Annotated in this window: 14 protein-coding genes; 3 read left to right on the top strand and 11 right to left on the bottom strand. The window is 51.4% G+C overall.

The window, feature by feature from the left end; translation table 11 throughout:
- Nucleotides 1–186: 186 nt before the first annotated feature.
- The 6 genes from INT21_RS14815 to INT21_RS14835 form a co-directional block, all read right to left on the bottom strand.
- Nucleotides 187–603 carry a CBS domain-containing protein gene (locus INT21_RS14815; protein ID WP_226912782.1) on the bottom strand — a complete coding sequence of 139 codons (417 nt, stop codon included), beginning with the start codon at nucleotides 601–603 and terminating at the stop codon, nucleotides 187–189.
- A 10-nt stretch (nucleotides 604–613) separates the two neighbouring features.
- The gene (locus INT21_RS14820; RefSeq protein WP_083004922.1) at nucleotides 614–967 is read right to left on the bottom strand and encodes a P-II family nitrogen regulator; all 354 of its coding nucleotides are present in this window, start codon (nucleotides 965–967) and stop codon (nucleotides 614–616) included.
- Nucleotides 957–1,772: a Na,Li,K/H(+) antiporter subunit UmpB gene (gene umpB, locus INT21_RS14825; protein WP_193060168.1), complete on the bottom strand. Its 816-nt coding sequence runs from the start codon at nucleotides 1,770–1,772 to the stop codon at nucleotides 957–959. Before umpB ends, INT21_RS14820 begins: the two co-directional genes overlap by 11 nt.
- On the bottom strand, nucleotides 1,772–2,536 hold the full coding sequence (locus INT21_RS14830) for a DUF1538 domain-containing protein (protein ID WP_193060169.1): 765 nt from the start codon (nucleotides 2,534–2,536) through the stop codon (nucleotides 1,772–1,774). The genes umpB and INT21_RS14830 overlap by 1 nt, the downstream gene beginning before the upstream one ends.
- Nucleotides 2,537–2,670: 134 nt before the next feature.
- The gene (locus INT21_RS20605; RefSeq protein ID WP_264298857.1) at nucleotides 2,671–2,802 is read right to left on the bottom strand and encodes a hypothetical protein; all 132 of its coding nucleotides are present in this window, start codon (nucleotides 2,800–2,802) and stop codon (nucleotides 2,671–2,673) included.
- A complete protein-coding gene (locus tag INT21_RS14835; protein ID WP_193060170.1) occupies nucleotides 2,799–4,007 on the bottom strand; it encodes an MFS transporter in 1,209 nt (402 codons plus the stop codon). The genes INT21_RS20605 and INT21_RS14835 overlap by 4 nt, the downstream gene beginning before the upstream one ends.
- 432 nt (nucleotides 4,008–4,439) lie before the next feature.
- On the opposite strand from INT21_RS14835, the gene INT21_RS14840 reads away from it, so the two are divergent.
- The 3 genes from INT21_RS14840 (at nucleotide 4,440) to INT21_RS14850 (ending at nucleotide 8,633) form a co-directional block, all read left to right on the top strand.
- Entirely contained in the window at nucleotides 4,440–5,867 is a 1,428-nt protein-coding gene (locus INT21_RS14840) for a bifunctional enoyl-CoA hydratase/phosphate acetyltransferase (RefSeq protein WP_193060171.1), read from the top strand.
- A 2-nt stretch (nucleotides 5,868–5,869) separates the two neighbouring features.
- Complete coding sequence (locus tag INT21_RS14845; RefSeq protein WP_193060172.1) at nucleotides 5,870–7,117, top strand: acetate/propionate family kinase; 1,248 nt, start codon at nucleotides 5,870–5,872, stop codon at nucleotides 7,115–7,117.
- A 169-nt stretch (nucleotides 7,118–7,286) separates the two neighbouring features.
- Nucleotides 7,287–8,633, top strand: a complete 1,347-nt coding sequence (locus INT21_RS14850) for a Na+/H+ antiporter family protein (RefSeq protein WP_089038480.1) — start codon at nucleotides 7,287–7,289, stop codon at nucleotides 8,631–8,633.
- 75 nt (nucleotides 8,634–8,708) lie between these two features.
- Here the strand turns inward: INT21_RS14850 and INT21_RS14855 are convergent, their stop codons facing one another.
- The 5 genes from INT21_RS14855 to INT21_RS14875 all read right to left on the bottom strand — a co-directional run bounded on the left by INT21_RS14855 (nucleotide 8,709) and on the right by INT21_RS14875 (nucleotide 15,111).
- Nucleotides 8,709–9,443 carry an RNA methyltransferase gene (locus INT21_RS14855; RefSeq protein ID WP_193060173.1) on the bottom strand — a complete coding sequence of 245 codons (735 nt, stop codon included), beginning with the start codon at nucleotides 9,441–9,443 and terminating at the stop codon, nucleotides 8,709–8,711.
- A 238-nt stretch (nucleotides 9,444–9,681) separates the two neighbouring features.
- Nucleotides 9,682–11,373: a group II intron reverse transcriptase/maturase gene (ltrA, locus tag INT21_RS14860; RefSeq protein ID WP_050801113.1), complete on the bottom strand. Its 1,692-nt coding sequence runs from the start codon at nucleotides 11,371–11,373 to the stop codon at nucleotides 9,682–9,684.
- 1,032 nt (nucleotides 11,374–12,405) lie between these two features.
- On the bottom strand, nucleotides 12,406–14,058 hold the full coding sequence (gene groL, locus INT21_RS14865) for a chaperonin GroEL (protein WP_193085390.1): 1,653 nt from the start codon (nucleotides 14,056–14,058) through the stop codon (nucleotides 12,406–12,408).
- A gap of 58 nt (nucleotides 14,059–14,116) precedes the next feature.
- Nucleotides 14,117–14,410, bottom strand: coding sequence for a co-chaperone GroES (locus INT21_RS14870; RefSeq protein ID WP_038484796.1), 294 nt, complete (start codon nucleotides 14,408–14,410; stop codon nucleotides 14,117–14,119).
- A 230-nt stretch (nucleotides 14,411–14,640) separates the two neighbouring features.
- Nucleotides 14,641–15,111 (bottom strand): FxsA family protein, encoded by a 471-nt coding sequence (locus INT21_RS14875; RefSeq protein WP_038484793.1) that lies wholly within the window; start codon nucleotides 15,109–15,111, stop codon nucleotides 14,641–14,643.
- Nucleotides 15,112–15,162: the final 51 nt, after the last annotated feature.

The following is a 15,162-nucleotide window of genomic DNA, read 5'->3' on the forward strand; positions in this document are numbered from 1 at the left end:
AGCTTTTTTGTTGAGCTACAGCTGTACTTATTGGGATCCTAGCACAGGAGAAAGAAATAATGGCCAAGCAGTATGGTTGGCTAATCATTGTGCTAGTAGCGTCTTGCTGCTTTTTCCTGACTCTGTTGTTTCCACCCAGGCACGGCGTATTAATACGTTTATGGTGTCATCGTGGGATTGGCCACATCAAGAGTTAGTCAGCCATCCTAGTACCATTTGGTGGTAATCAACGATGCCTAATACTTGTTGGTTTGCATCAATAACGGGCGCGAGTGATAGGCCAAATTGATCAAAAAGCCGAGCGCAGTAGCGGACGTTCATCTCGGTGCGAATGCTAACAACAGGTTTGCTCATAATTTCATACAGATTGATACGTTCGGCAGGGCGGTTAGGTGCGAGGACTTTCTTAGCGATATCAGAGGGTAATACGATGCCTAACTCGTCGAGCTCAGTACGCCGATTGATGATGATAACGCTGGCTTTGTGTTGGCGCATTAAGGTAATACCATCCGCAACCGTTAATAATCCATCTGCCGTCACATAGCGAGAATGCATGACATCTTTTACTGTGCGCTCTGTCATATTGGCTTTGACGTTCGACATTTTAAGTTCCTTAGCCTAAGGGCTGATTTAGCGTTTCTGAAAGAGATTTGATTTGATGCGTTACGCCTAGGGCATCTTCTACATCGATCTGAAACGCAATACCTGTGCCGGATGTTTCGTCAAACTCGCCAACGTCAGCGATGGCTTGGAGAATATGTCGGCTGATGTGCTCTTCAGCTAAAAAAAGCAGCACATCTCGTTGGGCGGTAATTTCCATGCCGAAAATACCCCGTGCTTTTTTGAGACCTTCACCGCGAGCGTTATTGATTACCGTTGCCCCGGTAGCGCCGGCATCGCGAGCGGCCTGAAGAATATCGTCGCTTAGTTCATCCTCAACTAACGCTACAATCAGTTTAAAGCGCATTTTTATCTCCTTTAGTAGACGACGGAGCTTGGCTGTAAGAGAGGCTATCAGTGGTTTGCTTGCGTTTATCTTTCCACTGAGCAATCTGTGCATATCCCATCACCGTAATAATGGGAAACAAGCAGGCGAGAGCAATCATGCCGAAACCGTCCATCAGAGCGCTTCGGCCGGGTATTGATGACGCCAGGCCCAATCCTAGTGCTGCAATAATGGGCACGGTAATGGTCGAGGTTGTAACGCCGCCGGAATCAAAAGCAAGGGGAATTATCGATTTAGGTGAGCGCAGGGTTTGAATAATCACTAAACAGTAAGCAGCAAAAACAAACCATTGGAGTGGCCAACCCATCACAATACGCCATACACCAAGAGTGATACCGAATGCCATACCTAACGCCACAGCAAGACGCAGCATAAATGGGTCTATGGTTCCGCCTGAAATTTCGCCAGCCTTAATTGAGACAGCAATAAGCGATGGCTCGGCAATGGTCGTGCTCGCACCAATCGCGAAAGCAAATATATATACCCAGTAATAATCACTCCAGTGTCGTTGAGCTCCCTCTGCAACAGCAGGCAAAAAATCATAATTAGTTAGCTGGGTGGCCATTAATTCCCCCATGGGGAAGAGCGCTTGCTCAAGGCCCACAAGAAATAGCGACAGTCCAACCCACACCATGAAAAAGCCAGCCAATACTTGCGGTAAGCGCTTAATGGGTTTGCGAATTACAATGTACTGAAAGCCAAAAATAATGGCAGCAATGGGCAAAATGTCTCGCAGAGTGTCCCAAAAGGTAGTGATTAAATTCATCAAGAGCTCCCTGCGACTAAATTGAGGCCAAAAATGCCGAATAGCAGCACGAAAATGATGGGCATGACTGATGCAAAAGCAATAAGGCCAAAGCCATCCAGCATTGGGTTTCGTCCTTTAATCGTCGATGCGAGCCCCACGCCTAGCGCCGTAACGAGCGGAACAGTAATTGTTGACGTGGTAACACCGCCGGAATCATAAGCAATACCGATTAACTCGCTAGGAGCCACCAGTGTCAGCAATAAGACAATGATATAGCCGCCAATAATCATCAGGTGTAGAGGCCAGCCTTTGAAAATTCTCAATACACCGACAACGACTGCAGTGCCAACAGAAACGGCCACCACCATACGAAGGGTAAAAGCGAAAGAAGCCTGGGCATCGCTAGTATTCGCAATTAAGCCACTTTCTGAGACCACTTCGCCTGCGCGGGCAGCGACGGCAATAAGTGCCGGCTCAGCAACGGTTGAACCAAAACCAAGCGCAAACGCAAATAGCAGCAGCCAAAATACCGATCCCTTTTGCACAAAAGCGCGTGCTAGATTTTCGCCTAGTGGGAAAAGTCCTAGTTCGAGGCCTTTGATAAATAAAGTCAGTCCCATTACGACAAACACGAGCCCTAGCACTAGATCTAAAAGGGCGAGTGAATCGGGTAGCGGCTGGCGTATGACGACAATCTGAAAAAAGCCCATAACCAGGACAACAGGTAATAGGTCTCTAAGGCTGTCTTTAAGCTGGTGTGCTAGCGAGGTAACGATATTCATTGAGCGTTTATTTTCACCGGGGCTTATAAATGGTTGTTATGAATTGGCAGGTGTCTAGTAAGCGTGCCTTTAAGCGGCGAGTGTAAAGTAAAAAAATAGTGACCAGCGTGACTCAGCTCAGGATTTGGGGCTTCTCAGCAAAGCCTGCTGCCAAATAGCAGCAGCGAGCCATCTAAAGAGTGCCAGCCCCACCAGGCTAGCACCACTCCGCCCAGCAGTAGCATTGCTAATGCTATCAACAGTGCAAACGCTGTTAGTGGTTTCATGAGGCCACCTGAGGAGTGATGTTTCGTGTCAGTGGTTTTTCGCTAATAAACCAGTGCAGACCAGCGGCGACCAGTGAGAGCACAATGGCAATCTTCCAGACAGTGTCATAATGGCCAGTGAGATCATAAAGATATCCGCCAAGCCAGACACCCATAAATGATCCTAGCTGGTGAAATAAGAATACAATGCCGCCCAGCATGGATAAATGGCGAACACCAAATACAGACGCCACAATGCCGTTGGTTAACGGCACGGTTGAGAGCCATAGTAGGCCCATGGCGATACCAAATAAATAAGCACTGGTAGAGGTCAGTGGCAATATGACAAAAGCGGCAATTATCGCGCCGCGAATTAAGTATAGCCAGCTAAGTAGGCGCGGTTTTGACCAAATTCCTCCCATCCATCCTGCCGTGTAGGTACCCACAATGTTGAACAAACCAACCAGTGCCAACACCGTGGTGCCCACCTGAATAGCCAGACCGTTATCGAATAAATACCCAGGTAGATGGACAGCAATAAATACAACTTGGAAGCCGCAGACGAAAAAGCCGAGGCACAGTAGCCAAAAGCCTTTCTGGCCGACCGCCTCATTGAGCGCGTCGCGTAAGCTTAAGTCGCCCAGTGCGCTGGGGCTTGGGCGGTCTTTTAACATCGCCCCCAGGGGAATCATCAGCGCGGCAATGGCGCCCATCGCTAGAAGAGCTGCTGACCAGCCAAGCCACTCAATTAGCCCCAGTGTGCCGGGTAACATCGCGAATTGTCCAAAAGAGCCAGCGGCACTGACAATGCCCATCGCCATACTGCGTTTTTCGGGGGGTACTGCGCGTCCCACTGCGCCCAAAATTACTGAAAATGTAGTGCCGGATAGGCCTAAACCAATGAGGAATCCAGCGCTTAGAGTCATGCCTAATGCGCTGGTGGAAAGGCTCATAAAGCACAGCCCCGTCACATACAAAATGGCTCCTACGACAATAATTCTCGCCGCTCCAAAACGGTCAGCCAGCGCACCGGTGAAAGGCTGAGAGAGCCCCCAAATTAGGTTTTGAACTGCAAGGGCAAAGGCAAACACGCCGCGCCCCCAGCCGAAATCGCTGCTCATCGGCTCAAGGAAAAGCCCAAAACCATGGCGAAGCCCCATAGCAGTGGAAATAACCACGCTTGCTAGCATGATAAGGAGTAGTGTGCGATGTCGCGTCAATGCCATTTTACGTCCCTTGTTCTGTAGTTTGTTAACGCGTTAACTAACTATCTCACGGGTCAGATTTTTTTAGAAGCTATCAACTGTCGGACGAATTAGCAGTGTCGGTAATAAGTTGAGGGCGGCATACTAGGTAGTATGTTGCAAAGCAACAAGTGTGCTTTGACTAAAGTCGTAAGCTTGTGTCACAAATGATTCGTATCTGTTAGTGACGCTTAAACGACATAAAAAATGCTTAAGTTAGGGCAGCTAAGTGTGGATGATACCGACGAACTTCTTAATCTGTCGGCAATGCCGTCGTTTATCTCGCCTCTGATGCTGGAGCGTCACTGACGGGTTTAACCCACTATGTAGATGCAGGTCACCATATTCGCTTCTAACGTATGGGTGATTAAGGAAGTTTCCTAGTTTAAGGACGTGGTTTAAAGGAGTCACTCGATGTCGGCCAATGACGCTAATGATCTAATTGAAAATCGCACCTATGACGAAATAACGGTCGGTGATGAAGCCCACCTAGAAAAACGCCTGACCATGGAGGACATCAAACTGTTTGCTGTGATGTCAGGTGACATTAATCCTTCACACGTCGACAGCGACTTTGCTAAGAGCAGCCGTTTTCAGGAAGTCATTGCTCATGGCATGTGGGGCGGCGCGCTGATATCCACTGTGCTGGGAACGCAGCTGCCTGGGCCGGGCACGGTCTATCTTACCCAGTCGTTGCAGTTTAAGGCCCCCGTAAGGCTGGGGGATGTTCTGCGGGTCTCCGTGCGGGCTATTGAAAAAGACGATCAGCATCATAGGATCACCTTTGCCTGCCGTTGCGAAAATCAACGCGGTGATACGGTTATTGAAGGTGACGCTAGCGTATTGGCACCGATTAAAAAAATCCAACGGCCTCGCGCGTTGCTGCCCAAAGTGCGTTTAACCGAGCGTGGCAGGTTGCATGAGATTTTAACTGCTGCCGATCATCCGGAGCCAATGCCCACTGCCGTTGTTCATCCGGTAGACCAAAGTGCTATTTGTGGAGCGGTTGAATCAGCGGCGCAAGGTTTAATTATTCCTGTGCTGGTTGGGCCCAAAGGGAAAATACAACTCGCCGCCGAAAAAGCCGAGGTGGATATCAGTGCATTCGAACTGGTGGATGTTCCCCACAGCCACGCGGCTGCTGAACAAGCGGTGGCATTAGCACGTCAAGGCCACGTAGGTGCGTTGATGAAAGGCGCGCTGCACACCGATGAGCTTTTACATGAAGTGCTTAAGCGTGACACAGGGTTGCGTACCGAGCGGTGCCTAAGTCATGTGATGGCCTTTGATGTGCCAACCTACCCGCGACCATTGTTGATTACGGATGCGGCAATCAATATCTATCCTAAGCTAGCTGAGAAGCGCGATATTGTTCAAAACGCGATCGAGTTAGCTCACTCATTGGGTAACGACAATCCCCGTGTGGCGATCCTTTCTGCTGTCGAGACCGTCAACCCCAAAATCACGTCTACGATTGATGCGGCGGCCCTGTGTAAGATGGCTGAGCGCGGCCAGATTAGCGGTGGCACCTTGGATGGTCCGCTGGCTTTCGATAATGCCGTCTCAGAAGCGGCGGCAAGAACTAAAGGCATCATTTCGCCAGTGGCAGGGCGTGCCGACATCCTACTCGCGCCAGATCTTGAAGCGGCCAATATGTTGATGAAGCAACTGACTCACCTGGCGGATGCCACGGGGGCGGGCGTTGTCGTCGGCGCTAGGGTGCCGATCATGCTGACAAGCCGCGCGGATGATGCATTGACGCGCATGGCATCCAGTGCATTAGCGTTACTACTCGCTGACTATCAGCGTCGGAGCCTACTCAGTAACCCTTCAGGAGCATAACCATGCAGGAAATACTGGTGCTGAATAGTGGTTCTTCCAGCGTCAAGTTTGCGCTTTATCATATCACTGATGAAGACGCTGCCGGTGGAATTCAGGAGGCGTTGACGGTCGCCTACAGCGGCCATTTTTCGGGCTTGGCAACGTCGCAATGTCGCGTGTCGTTAGCGCATCGCGAACCTGGACAGCCCCCGCATCGCTATAGTTTGCAAACTCTGGAGGCGCTGGGCCTAACCCCGGCAATAAACCATGAAGAGGCCATCACAAAGTTGATGGCATGGCTTGAGCAGCGTGAGGATAAAAGTACCCTGGTTGCCATTGGGCATCGCGTTGTTCATGGCGGCCAAACCTACTGTGAAGCGACTAGATTAAGCGCTAACGACGTGATCGAGTTGGAAAAATTTTCAAGCTTAGCGCCGTTGCATCAGCCCCATGGACTTGCGCCTATCAAACTACTGATGGCGCGTCTGCCAGACGTACCGCAGATCGCATGTTTCGATACCGCGTTTCATGCTCATCAGCCCTGGGTGGCTCGGCAGTTTGCTTTGCCGCGGGAATGGACGGCCAAGGGGTTGATACGTTATGGCTTCCATGGCCTTTCCTACGATTATATTCAGCGCACGCTACCTAATGTATTGCCGGATGATGCACCCCGTTCACGGGTGGTGGTGGCGCATTTGGGTAATGGTGCCAGTATGTGTGCTATTCGTGATGGCATTAGTGTGGCTTCCAGCATGGGGTTTACTGCGCTTGATGGATTGCCGATGGGGACTCGCTCTGGTGCCTTGGATCCAGGCGTAGTGCTTTACTTAATTAGTGATGAAAAAATGAGTATTGAGGACGTATCAGCGCTTTTATACAAGCGTTCAGGGCTGCTCGGTGTCTCTGGAATAAGTAGCGATATGCGCGAGTTGCTTGCAAGTGATGCCCCGGAAGCCGAAGAGGCTGTTGAGCTTTACTGCTATCGCGCCGCGCGGGAAATCGCCAGTTTAGCTGGCGCGCTGGGCGGGCTTGATCAATTGATATTCACCGCCGGTATTGGTGAGCATGCAGCACCGGTGCGTGCACGTATTGTGGCGCAGTGTGAGTGGTTGGGCATGCAACTTGATGAAAAAGCCAATAAGCGTGATGCCTGTTGCATCTCTTCAGCGAGTAGCCGTGTGGGCGTTTGGGTCATTCCAACCGATGAAGAGCGAGTAATCGCCAGTGATTGCCTAGCGCTTCTCAATAGGGCGGATCAAGCAGCATTTTAATTCAGCCACCTGATGCCAGGGAGATTAGTTGAGCCACTGACCGTAAAGAGGGTTGAGTGTTGTCATTGTTGTGGTGATGACTACTGTCATTACCGCTACCGAGAAACCACTGATCTGATAGAATCCCCAGTTTTTGTAAGCTCACTCACTTATCTAACTGGGAATCTTAATGAACGCGGTAATTCTTGCTGTGCTAGTCATGGTGGCGCTTTCGCTTGCTCGGGTATCCGTGGTGTTTGCACTGGTTGTAGGCGCGCTGGTTGGGGGCTTGGTTGGCGGTCTTTCACTGGATGAAACGCTCAGTGCATTCAATGATGGTGTTGGTGGAGGCGCGCAAGTAGCCCTTGCTTATGCCACGCTTGGGGCCTTTGCGGTGGCTATTTCCCGTTCAGGGCTTCCAGATATGCTGGCCAATCGCCTGATTACAATGTTGGGAAAAGAAGCGACTGCGGCACATCAGGCGCGGGTAAAGGTGTTTTTGCTCGTCGCAGTGCTCTTGGTGGCTATCTCATCACAAAACGCCATTCCGGTGCATATAGCGTTTATCCCGGTGCTGATTCCGCCGTTGTTGGTGGTAATGAATCGCCTCCAGCTTGACCGCCGCGCGGTGGCGTGTGCGCTTACCTTTGGGTTAACCGCTCCGTATATGCTGCTACCTGTAGGATTTGGCGCGATCTTTTTGAATGATATTCTGCTGGCAAATTTAAATAGCGCTGGCGAGTCACTGGGTTTGGAAATTACCCGGGGCATGGTGCCCATGGCAATGGCTATTCCGGTAGGAGGAATGGCCATTGGCTTACTCGTAGCACTGTTTTTCAGCTACCGTGGGCAGCGTGAATATACTAATAAAGATCTAGTGGCGACTAATGCCCACCAAGGTCACTCGCCTGCAAAACCTCATACGTTTGGGCTGGTGATGTCGGGCGTGGCTATTGTGGCTGCGTTAGGTTTACAGCTATATACCGGCTCTATGATTATTGGTGGGCTAGTGGGGATTGGTCTGCTTTCGCTGGGCGGCATTTTTAAGTGGCGTGAAGCAGACGATCTATTTACCAGCGGTATGCGCATGATGGCGTTGATCGGTTTCATCATGATTTCAGCGGCTGGCTTTGCAGAAGTAATGAAGGCGACAGGGGATATCGAGTCGTTAGTGACAGGTGCGTTTGAACTGTTTGGTGATAACCGCGGATTAGCGGCGTTTGTTATGCTGCTGGTAGGCTTGTTTATTACCCTGGGGATTGGCTCATCGTTTTCAACCATTCCCATTATCGCAGCGATTTTTGTACCGCTGGCGGTGCAGTTCGGTTTCTCGCCAATGGCGACGGTTGTGCTGGTTGGTACCGCGGCTGCACTGGGCGATGCTGGCTCGCCAGCGTCTGATTCCACGCTGGGGCCAACTTCAGGTCTAAATGTTGATGGACAGCATGATCATATGTGGGACAGCGTGGTGCCTACCTTCCTGCACTACAATATACCGCTGATTGCTTTTGGGTGGTTGGCAGCGATGTCGCTTTAAGTTTTTTTCGCGCAAACCAACAAGCAGACTAAGAAGGGCAGCCATGAGCTGCCCTTTTTTATACTAAAACCATGATTATTGCCCAGGTAGGTGCGTCTCGAAAGCGCTGAGCAGGCCGCGGAGTAAGGAGAGCTCCTTGCGGCTAGGCTGAGAGCGGGAGAACAGCGCCTGAAGCTGTTCTTCAGTGCGGGCATGGGGCTGGGTAAGAAAGCCACTTTGCTGCATCAGGCGTCCAAGATGCTCCTGGAAGTGCACAAACTGCTCGCGGCTGGGCGGCGTGGCTTCAAGTGGCCGTTGGTACATGAAGTGACTATCATCGCGCTTCCGCCAAGCACGGTGTACTTCATAGGCTAAAATCTGCACGGCCTGTGATAGATTTAAAATACCGTATTCAGGGTTGGCAGGTATGCTGACTTGGTGTGTGCAGCAACGTATTTCGTCGTTGGTGAGACCTGAGCGCTCACGCCCGAATACCAGTGCAACCGGCGCTTGTGCGGCGTTCTCAATCACCTGTTGCGCCATGTCATCAGGTTCATCGAAATGCGGCAGCGGTAGGCTGCGGAGCCTTGCACTCGCACCCACCACCTGTACGCAATCACTAACCGCTTCTTCAAGGCTGCTTACACAACGGGCATTTTCAAGCACATCTGTTGCACCTGCTGCCATGCGAGTTGCTTCGTCATCTGGGAATGCGCGCGGATTAACCAATAAGAGCTCGGATAAGCCCATGGTTTTCATCGCGCGAGCGGTAGCGCCAATGTTGCCTGGGTGGAAGGTTTGCACTAGTACGATGCGAATATTGGAGAGCACGGTAATGAAGACCTACAGCTGCCGGATAAAGGCGCTGATGGTAGCATGATTTTAACGATCGTTAGCGATGGGGGGTACATTACCAAATAAAAGAACCCCGCCATGGCGGGGTTCTTAGCGACGTTAAACGTCAGAGCGATAGGGCTCAGGGTTGCATGTCGGGTAGCAGCAGTGCATTACTGCACCGCCGCCCCCTAAGAACCGTACGTGCGAGTTTCCCCGCATACGGCTCAAGCCTTTATAAGCCTCCCAGATGAGAGACCGGTGACCTTTTCTCCTGTTGCGAATGCCACTGACGATGACAGTTAGGGTGCAACAACACCAAGTTACTCAGCTCGTCACCGCCACCCTTATGCCGTTCCACCACGTGGTGAATGTTCCACTTGGTTTCCCAAGTGATTAAGCCACGGCACATTGGGCAGCGCTTACCTTGCCGCTTCCATAGCGTTTGCAGTTTCTTACGACCTTTCGTTGACGCTTCCCAAGAGCGCTCCAGCCTGCTCTCGAAATACTGCTCGTCTCTAGGGTCATAAGGGTTTGCTTCCGCCCTGATCTTGGTATGTCGCACAATCGGGATGTCCTTGCTGCTCTGCAACCGTACGGGCTTACCGGGCATTAAGGTACTTTGGAAAATCCAGTTCTCGCTTTTCACCGAATGAAAATATTTCTTCTTCACCCAGCGCTTTTGGCGATTACTGTGTCGTCGACAACTCCAACGCCATAATAGCTTCCAAACACGGTAGTCCACATAGCCAAACGTTTCCTTGGCCACGACGTGACGGTGATAATTCGCCCATCCCAGCAGTACCGGGTTGAGTTGGTGAATCAACACATCCTGTCGTGACATGCAGTTGCGTCTGACGATGTCCTTGATCTTCTTTAGGTGTCGTTGCAGGTTCTTACGGCTGGGCTTAATCAACAGCTTGCCGTTGTACTTCCGCAGGTTCTGCCCGAGAAAATCAAAACCTTCTGCGATGTGCGTCACCACGGTCTTGCTGGCTGACAACGTAAGCCCACGTTCTGCCATAAAGGCAGAAACGACAGGCAGTACTTCATTTTCCAACAGCTCTTTCGAGATGCCAGTAATGATGAAGTCGTCGGCATAACGCACATAGTTCACCTTGGTCTTGTAGCTTGCTTTGGTATTTTTCTTCCCGAAATGGGATTCCAACACCTTTTCAAGCCCATCAAGCGCCAGGTTGGCTAATACCGGAGAGATGATCCCGCCCTGGGGCGTTCCTGCCTCTGTCGGATACAGACGGTGAGACTCCATGAATCCCGCTTTCAGCCACTTCTTGAGCACTTGCTTGTCCATCGGGACATTAGCCAGCAGCCAGTCGTGACTGATATTGTCAAAGCACCCCTTGATATCGCCTTCCAGCACCCATTCAGCAGAATGCTTACGGCTCAAATTGACAAAGCATTGCTCTATCGCATCGGCCGTTGAGCGCCATGGACGAAAACCATAGCTGTTGCGGTCAGCCACCGTTTCCGATACCGGTTCGAGCGCCAGCAAATAGAGTGCTTGCATGGCCCGATCCCGCATCGTCGGTATCCCTAGTGGGCGGCGTGAACCGTCCGGTTTGGGAATATAGACACGGCGTAATGGAGCAGGGCGGTAGCCCTTACTTTTTAGCCTGCCTAACGCTAACCACTTGGCTTGTGGAGTGCTCCACAATTCACCATCAACACCGGGCGTTTTCTTGCCCCGGTTTTCAGTAACACGTCTGACGGCCGATGCTCTGGCCGCCAGCGAGTGGGTCAGCAGTCGTTGCAAAGCTTTCACCTTGCGCCAACGTTGATCCCGAGTCGCCTTCGCGATCCGCACTTGTAGCCCTCTCACCTTTCTGTCGACGGCAGACCAGTTAATGGTGTGCCAGCTGTCAGGCGGGTGGGAGAACGCAGGTACTTGTTTAAAACCAGTACTCATCTTGCTGTCCTCCGAATGAATGCCGATAAGACGCCCTTCGGAGAACAGATACATTGATCCCTTGCGGGAGTGTATGTGCTCCCGCAGGGGTGAGATAAGGCCGCTAACTTGCTCGGCTATCTCTTCGTAATATCAGCATGATTGAGCGCTTTAGAGCGCTATCACGCGATTAAAGACCAGCTGGACGTAGGCCCCGTTTCCGGTAGAGGAACGTTTAACCTCTTATCCGCCCCATTACAGGGCGGCATTCGCTTTTTCCAGCCTCCTAAACCCGCACCATTAACAGCTCGCCTCACGGCTTGCCTGCCCGGTAGGGCAATAGTACGGGGTTTCCGAGTTCCGCATCATGGACACGGATCACTTAGACCCTGCCAGTACACCGTAGGTCTGTTGGTAACGTATCCCCAGATGTAAGAGGGATAACCGACCCAATACCTTTTGGTCAGAGCGTGTCAGTAGCTTACGCTCCTTGCGGCTGACGGTGCTTGTTAGCAGTTCACTTACGTTGGTCATATGATCCAGCCTAGCCTCTCACCCGCATGCTACTAGCGGGATCTTCAATGGACCTCACGGCCGCATTGAACCCCAAGAGGGGGAGTACATTGTCAGGACGCTTGGCACCTCACCGTTACCGGCGACGCACTGCCCCTAGGCTACTGCTGGCTACACAGCAGGTTCCGCTTATATCGTTACCGCTACATACGGTTTAGATACATGGAACCATCCAGAACACGGCTTCGCACCGGATAGGCAGCTTAGTCAAATAATAGACACGAATATCCCCGCTACATCACGTTCCCAAAAATGGAAATGTTTCAGCGTGTACGAATATCGCCAAAGCGAAAGGTACGAGCAGACTCATACCGGAAAAGGGGTATTTACCCTAAGGTAATACCCGATATCCGGACTGAGACAGCCCGAATATCGGGTTTATTAAAAATGCTTCTTGCGCGGTTGTGGTCACTAACGTTATGTTAGTGACCACTTCGTCTGTAGACCGCTAGGCAAGCTACCTATACGACTCTCGTCGCACTACATCATGCCGCCCATGCCGCCCATGCCACCCATTCCGCCCATGCCACCCATGTCTGGAGCAGCGTCTTTCTCTTCAGGGTCGTCAGCGATCATGCACTCAGTGGTGATCATCAGACCAGCGACAGAACCAGCGGACTGCAGTGCAGTACGGGTTACTTTAGCCGGGTCCAGAACACCCATTTCGAACAGGTCGCCGTACTCACCCGTTTGCGCGTTATAGCCGAAGTTGCCTTCACCATCTTTCACGCGGTTGATAACAACAGCGGCTTCTTCACCGGCGTTGGTAACAATCTGACGCAGCGGAGACTGCATAGCGCGCAGCGCCATGTTGATACCGTGGTTCTGGTCTTCGTTGTCGCCAGTCAGGCCTTGTACTTTAGCCATGACGCGAACCAGTGCAGTACCGCCACCAGGTACAACGCCTTCTTCTACTGCAGCGCGGGTTGAGTGCAGCGCATCTTCAACACGAGCTTTCTTCTCTTTCATTTCTACTTCGGTAGCCGCACCGACGCGAATAACAGCAACACCGCCTGCCAGCTTGGCAACGCGCTCTTGCAGCTTCTCTTTGTCGTAATCAGAAGAGGTTTCTTCGATTTGCGCACGGATCTGGTTAACGCGTGCTTCGATGTCATTTTCTACACCAGCGCCATCGATGATGGTGGTGTTTTCTTTAGACATCGTCATGCGCTTAGCGGTACCCAGGTGATCCAGGTTCGCTTGCTCAAGCGTCAGGCCAACTTCCTCAGAAATCACGGTGCCGTTAGTCAGGATAGCGATATCCTGCAGCATCGCTTTGCGACGGTCGCCGAAGCCAGGTGCTTTAGCTGCAGCAACTTTAACGATGCCGCGCATATTGTTCACAACCAGCGTTGCCAGCGCTTCGCCTTCGATATCTTCAGCGATAATCGCGAGTGGTTTACCTTGCTTAGCAACCGCTTCCAGCACCGGCAGTAATTCGCGGATGTTGGAGATTTTCTTGTCTACGAGCAGGATGTAAGGGTCTTCCAGCTCGACAGCCATGGTGTCTTGGTTGGTAACGAAGTAGGGCGAGAGGTAGCCGCGATCAAACTGCATACCTTCAACGACTTCCAGCTCGTCTTCGAAGCCACGGCCTTCATCAACGGTGATGACGCCTTCTTTACCGACTTTTTCCATCGCTTCAGCGATGATCTCGCCAATGCGCTTGTCGCCGTTAGCGGAGATTGTGCCTACCTGAGCAATCGACTTGGTGTCGGTGCAAGGAACAGACATTGCCTGAATCTCTTTAACAGCCGCGCTAACCGCTTGGTCGATACCGCGCTTAAGATCCATCGGGTTCATGCCCGCAGTAACGCCTTTCAAGCCTTCTGCGACAATTGCTTGAGCCAGAACCGTTGCCGTAGTGGTACCGTCGCCTGCAGCGTCAGACGTTTTGGAAGCAACTTCCTTAACCATCTGAGCGCCCATGTTCTCGAACTTGTCTTTCAGTTCGATCTCTTTAGCAACCGATACACCATCTTTAGTAACGGTCGGTGCGCCGAAGGACTTGTCCAGTACCACGTTACGGCCTTTCGGACCGAGGGTAACTTTTACTGCGTTGGCCAGAACGTCAACGCCACGAGCCATGCGTTTGCGGGCATCATCGGAGAACTTTACTTGCTTAGCTGCCATGTTCGTTATTTCCTAAACATTGAAATTTAAAAGGAAAAGTAAGTAGTCGAGGCGAGATTTAGCCTTCGACGACTGCCAAGATATCGGCTTCGCTCATGATCAGAACTTCTTCGCCGTTGATTTTCTGTTTCTCAACGCCGAAACCGTCTTTGAAAATCACCGAGTCGCCAACTTTAACGTCCAACGGGCGAACGTCACCGTTGTCGAGAATGCGACCATTACCAACCGCCAGGATTTCACCGCGAGTGGGTTTTTCCTGGGCGTTGCCCGGAAGCACGATGCCGCCAGCGGTTTTCTGCTCTTCTTCCACGCGACGAACAACGACGCGATCGTGCAAAGGACGGATATTCATGCTCACGTTCTCCTGAGTATCGTCAAAGCCCATAAGGGCAGTTAGCTAAATGAGATTTTCGTGGGCCTCTTGCCCGCGAAAAGTGAAGGTAAGTCACCTTCATGTTAATGGCGAAAGCTAGTGCATCCGCCGAACTTGTGTGCTGACTCAAAAGTGGGGGCTGCTCGTAGCCTTTCAAGGGGTAAGTGATAAAAAAATGTGGTTTTTTGGCATTCTTCTTCGATGAGCCTTCAGCGCCGCCTTGCTGTTTCATCGCGGCTAATGAATTCACCTTCAATCGGCCCTTCTTGACTGCTTGAGCGTGATGTCTGGGCCTGTTCGTAGCTTGCTTGCTGCTGTTGGTCAGCAGTGCTTTTTAAGCCTAGCCAGGTGAGGGCTTTAAATATTAACTGTCGAGCGTTAGGCAGCAGGCAGGCGATGCCTAGCGCGTCAGAGAGAAAGCCTGGGGCCAAAAGTAGGGCGCCTCCGAAAATCAGAGCGGCCCCGGTAAACAGTTCTTGAGAGGGAATTTCGCCCACTTGCATGCGCTGTCGCGCGCGCGCCAGAGTGGAAACACCCTCTTTGCGAATTAGATGTAGTCCAATGAAACCAGTGCCCAGTACGAGAAGCAGAGTGGTTAATAAACCAATTTGGCTACCGATCGAAAACAGTAGTACAAAATCAACTAACGTAAACAGCGATATAAAAAGAAGAATGGGCATGACAGACTCCATAACAAACGTAATTCGTCAATATGGTGGCAGAATTCGCGA

Source organism: Halomonas sp. 3F2F (genome assembly GCF_014897805.1).
Classification (GTDB): domain Bacteria; phylum Pseudomonadota; class Gammaproteobacteria; order Pseudomonadales; family Halomonadaceae; genus Vreelandella.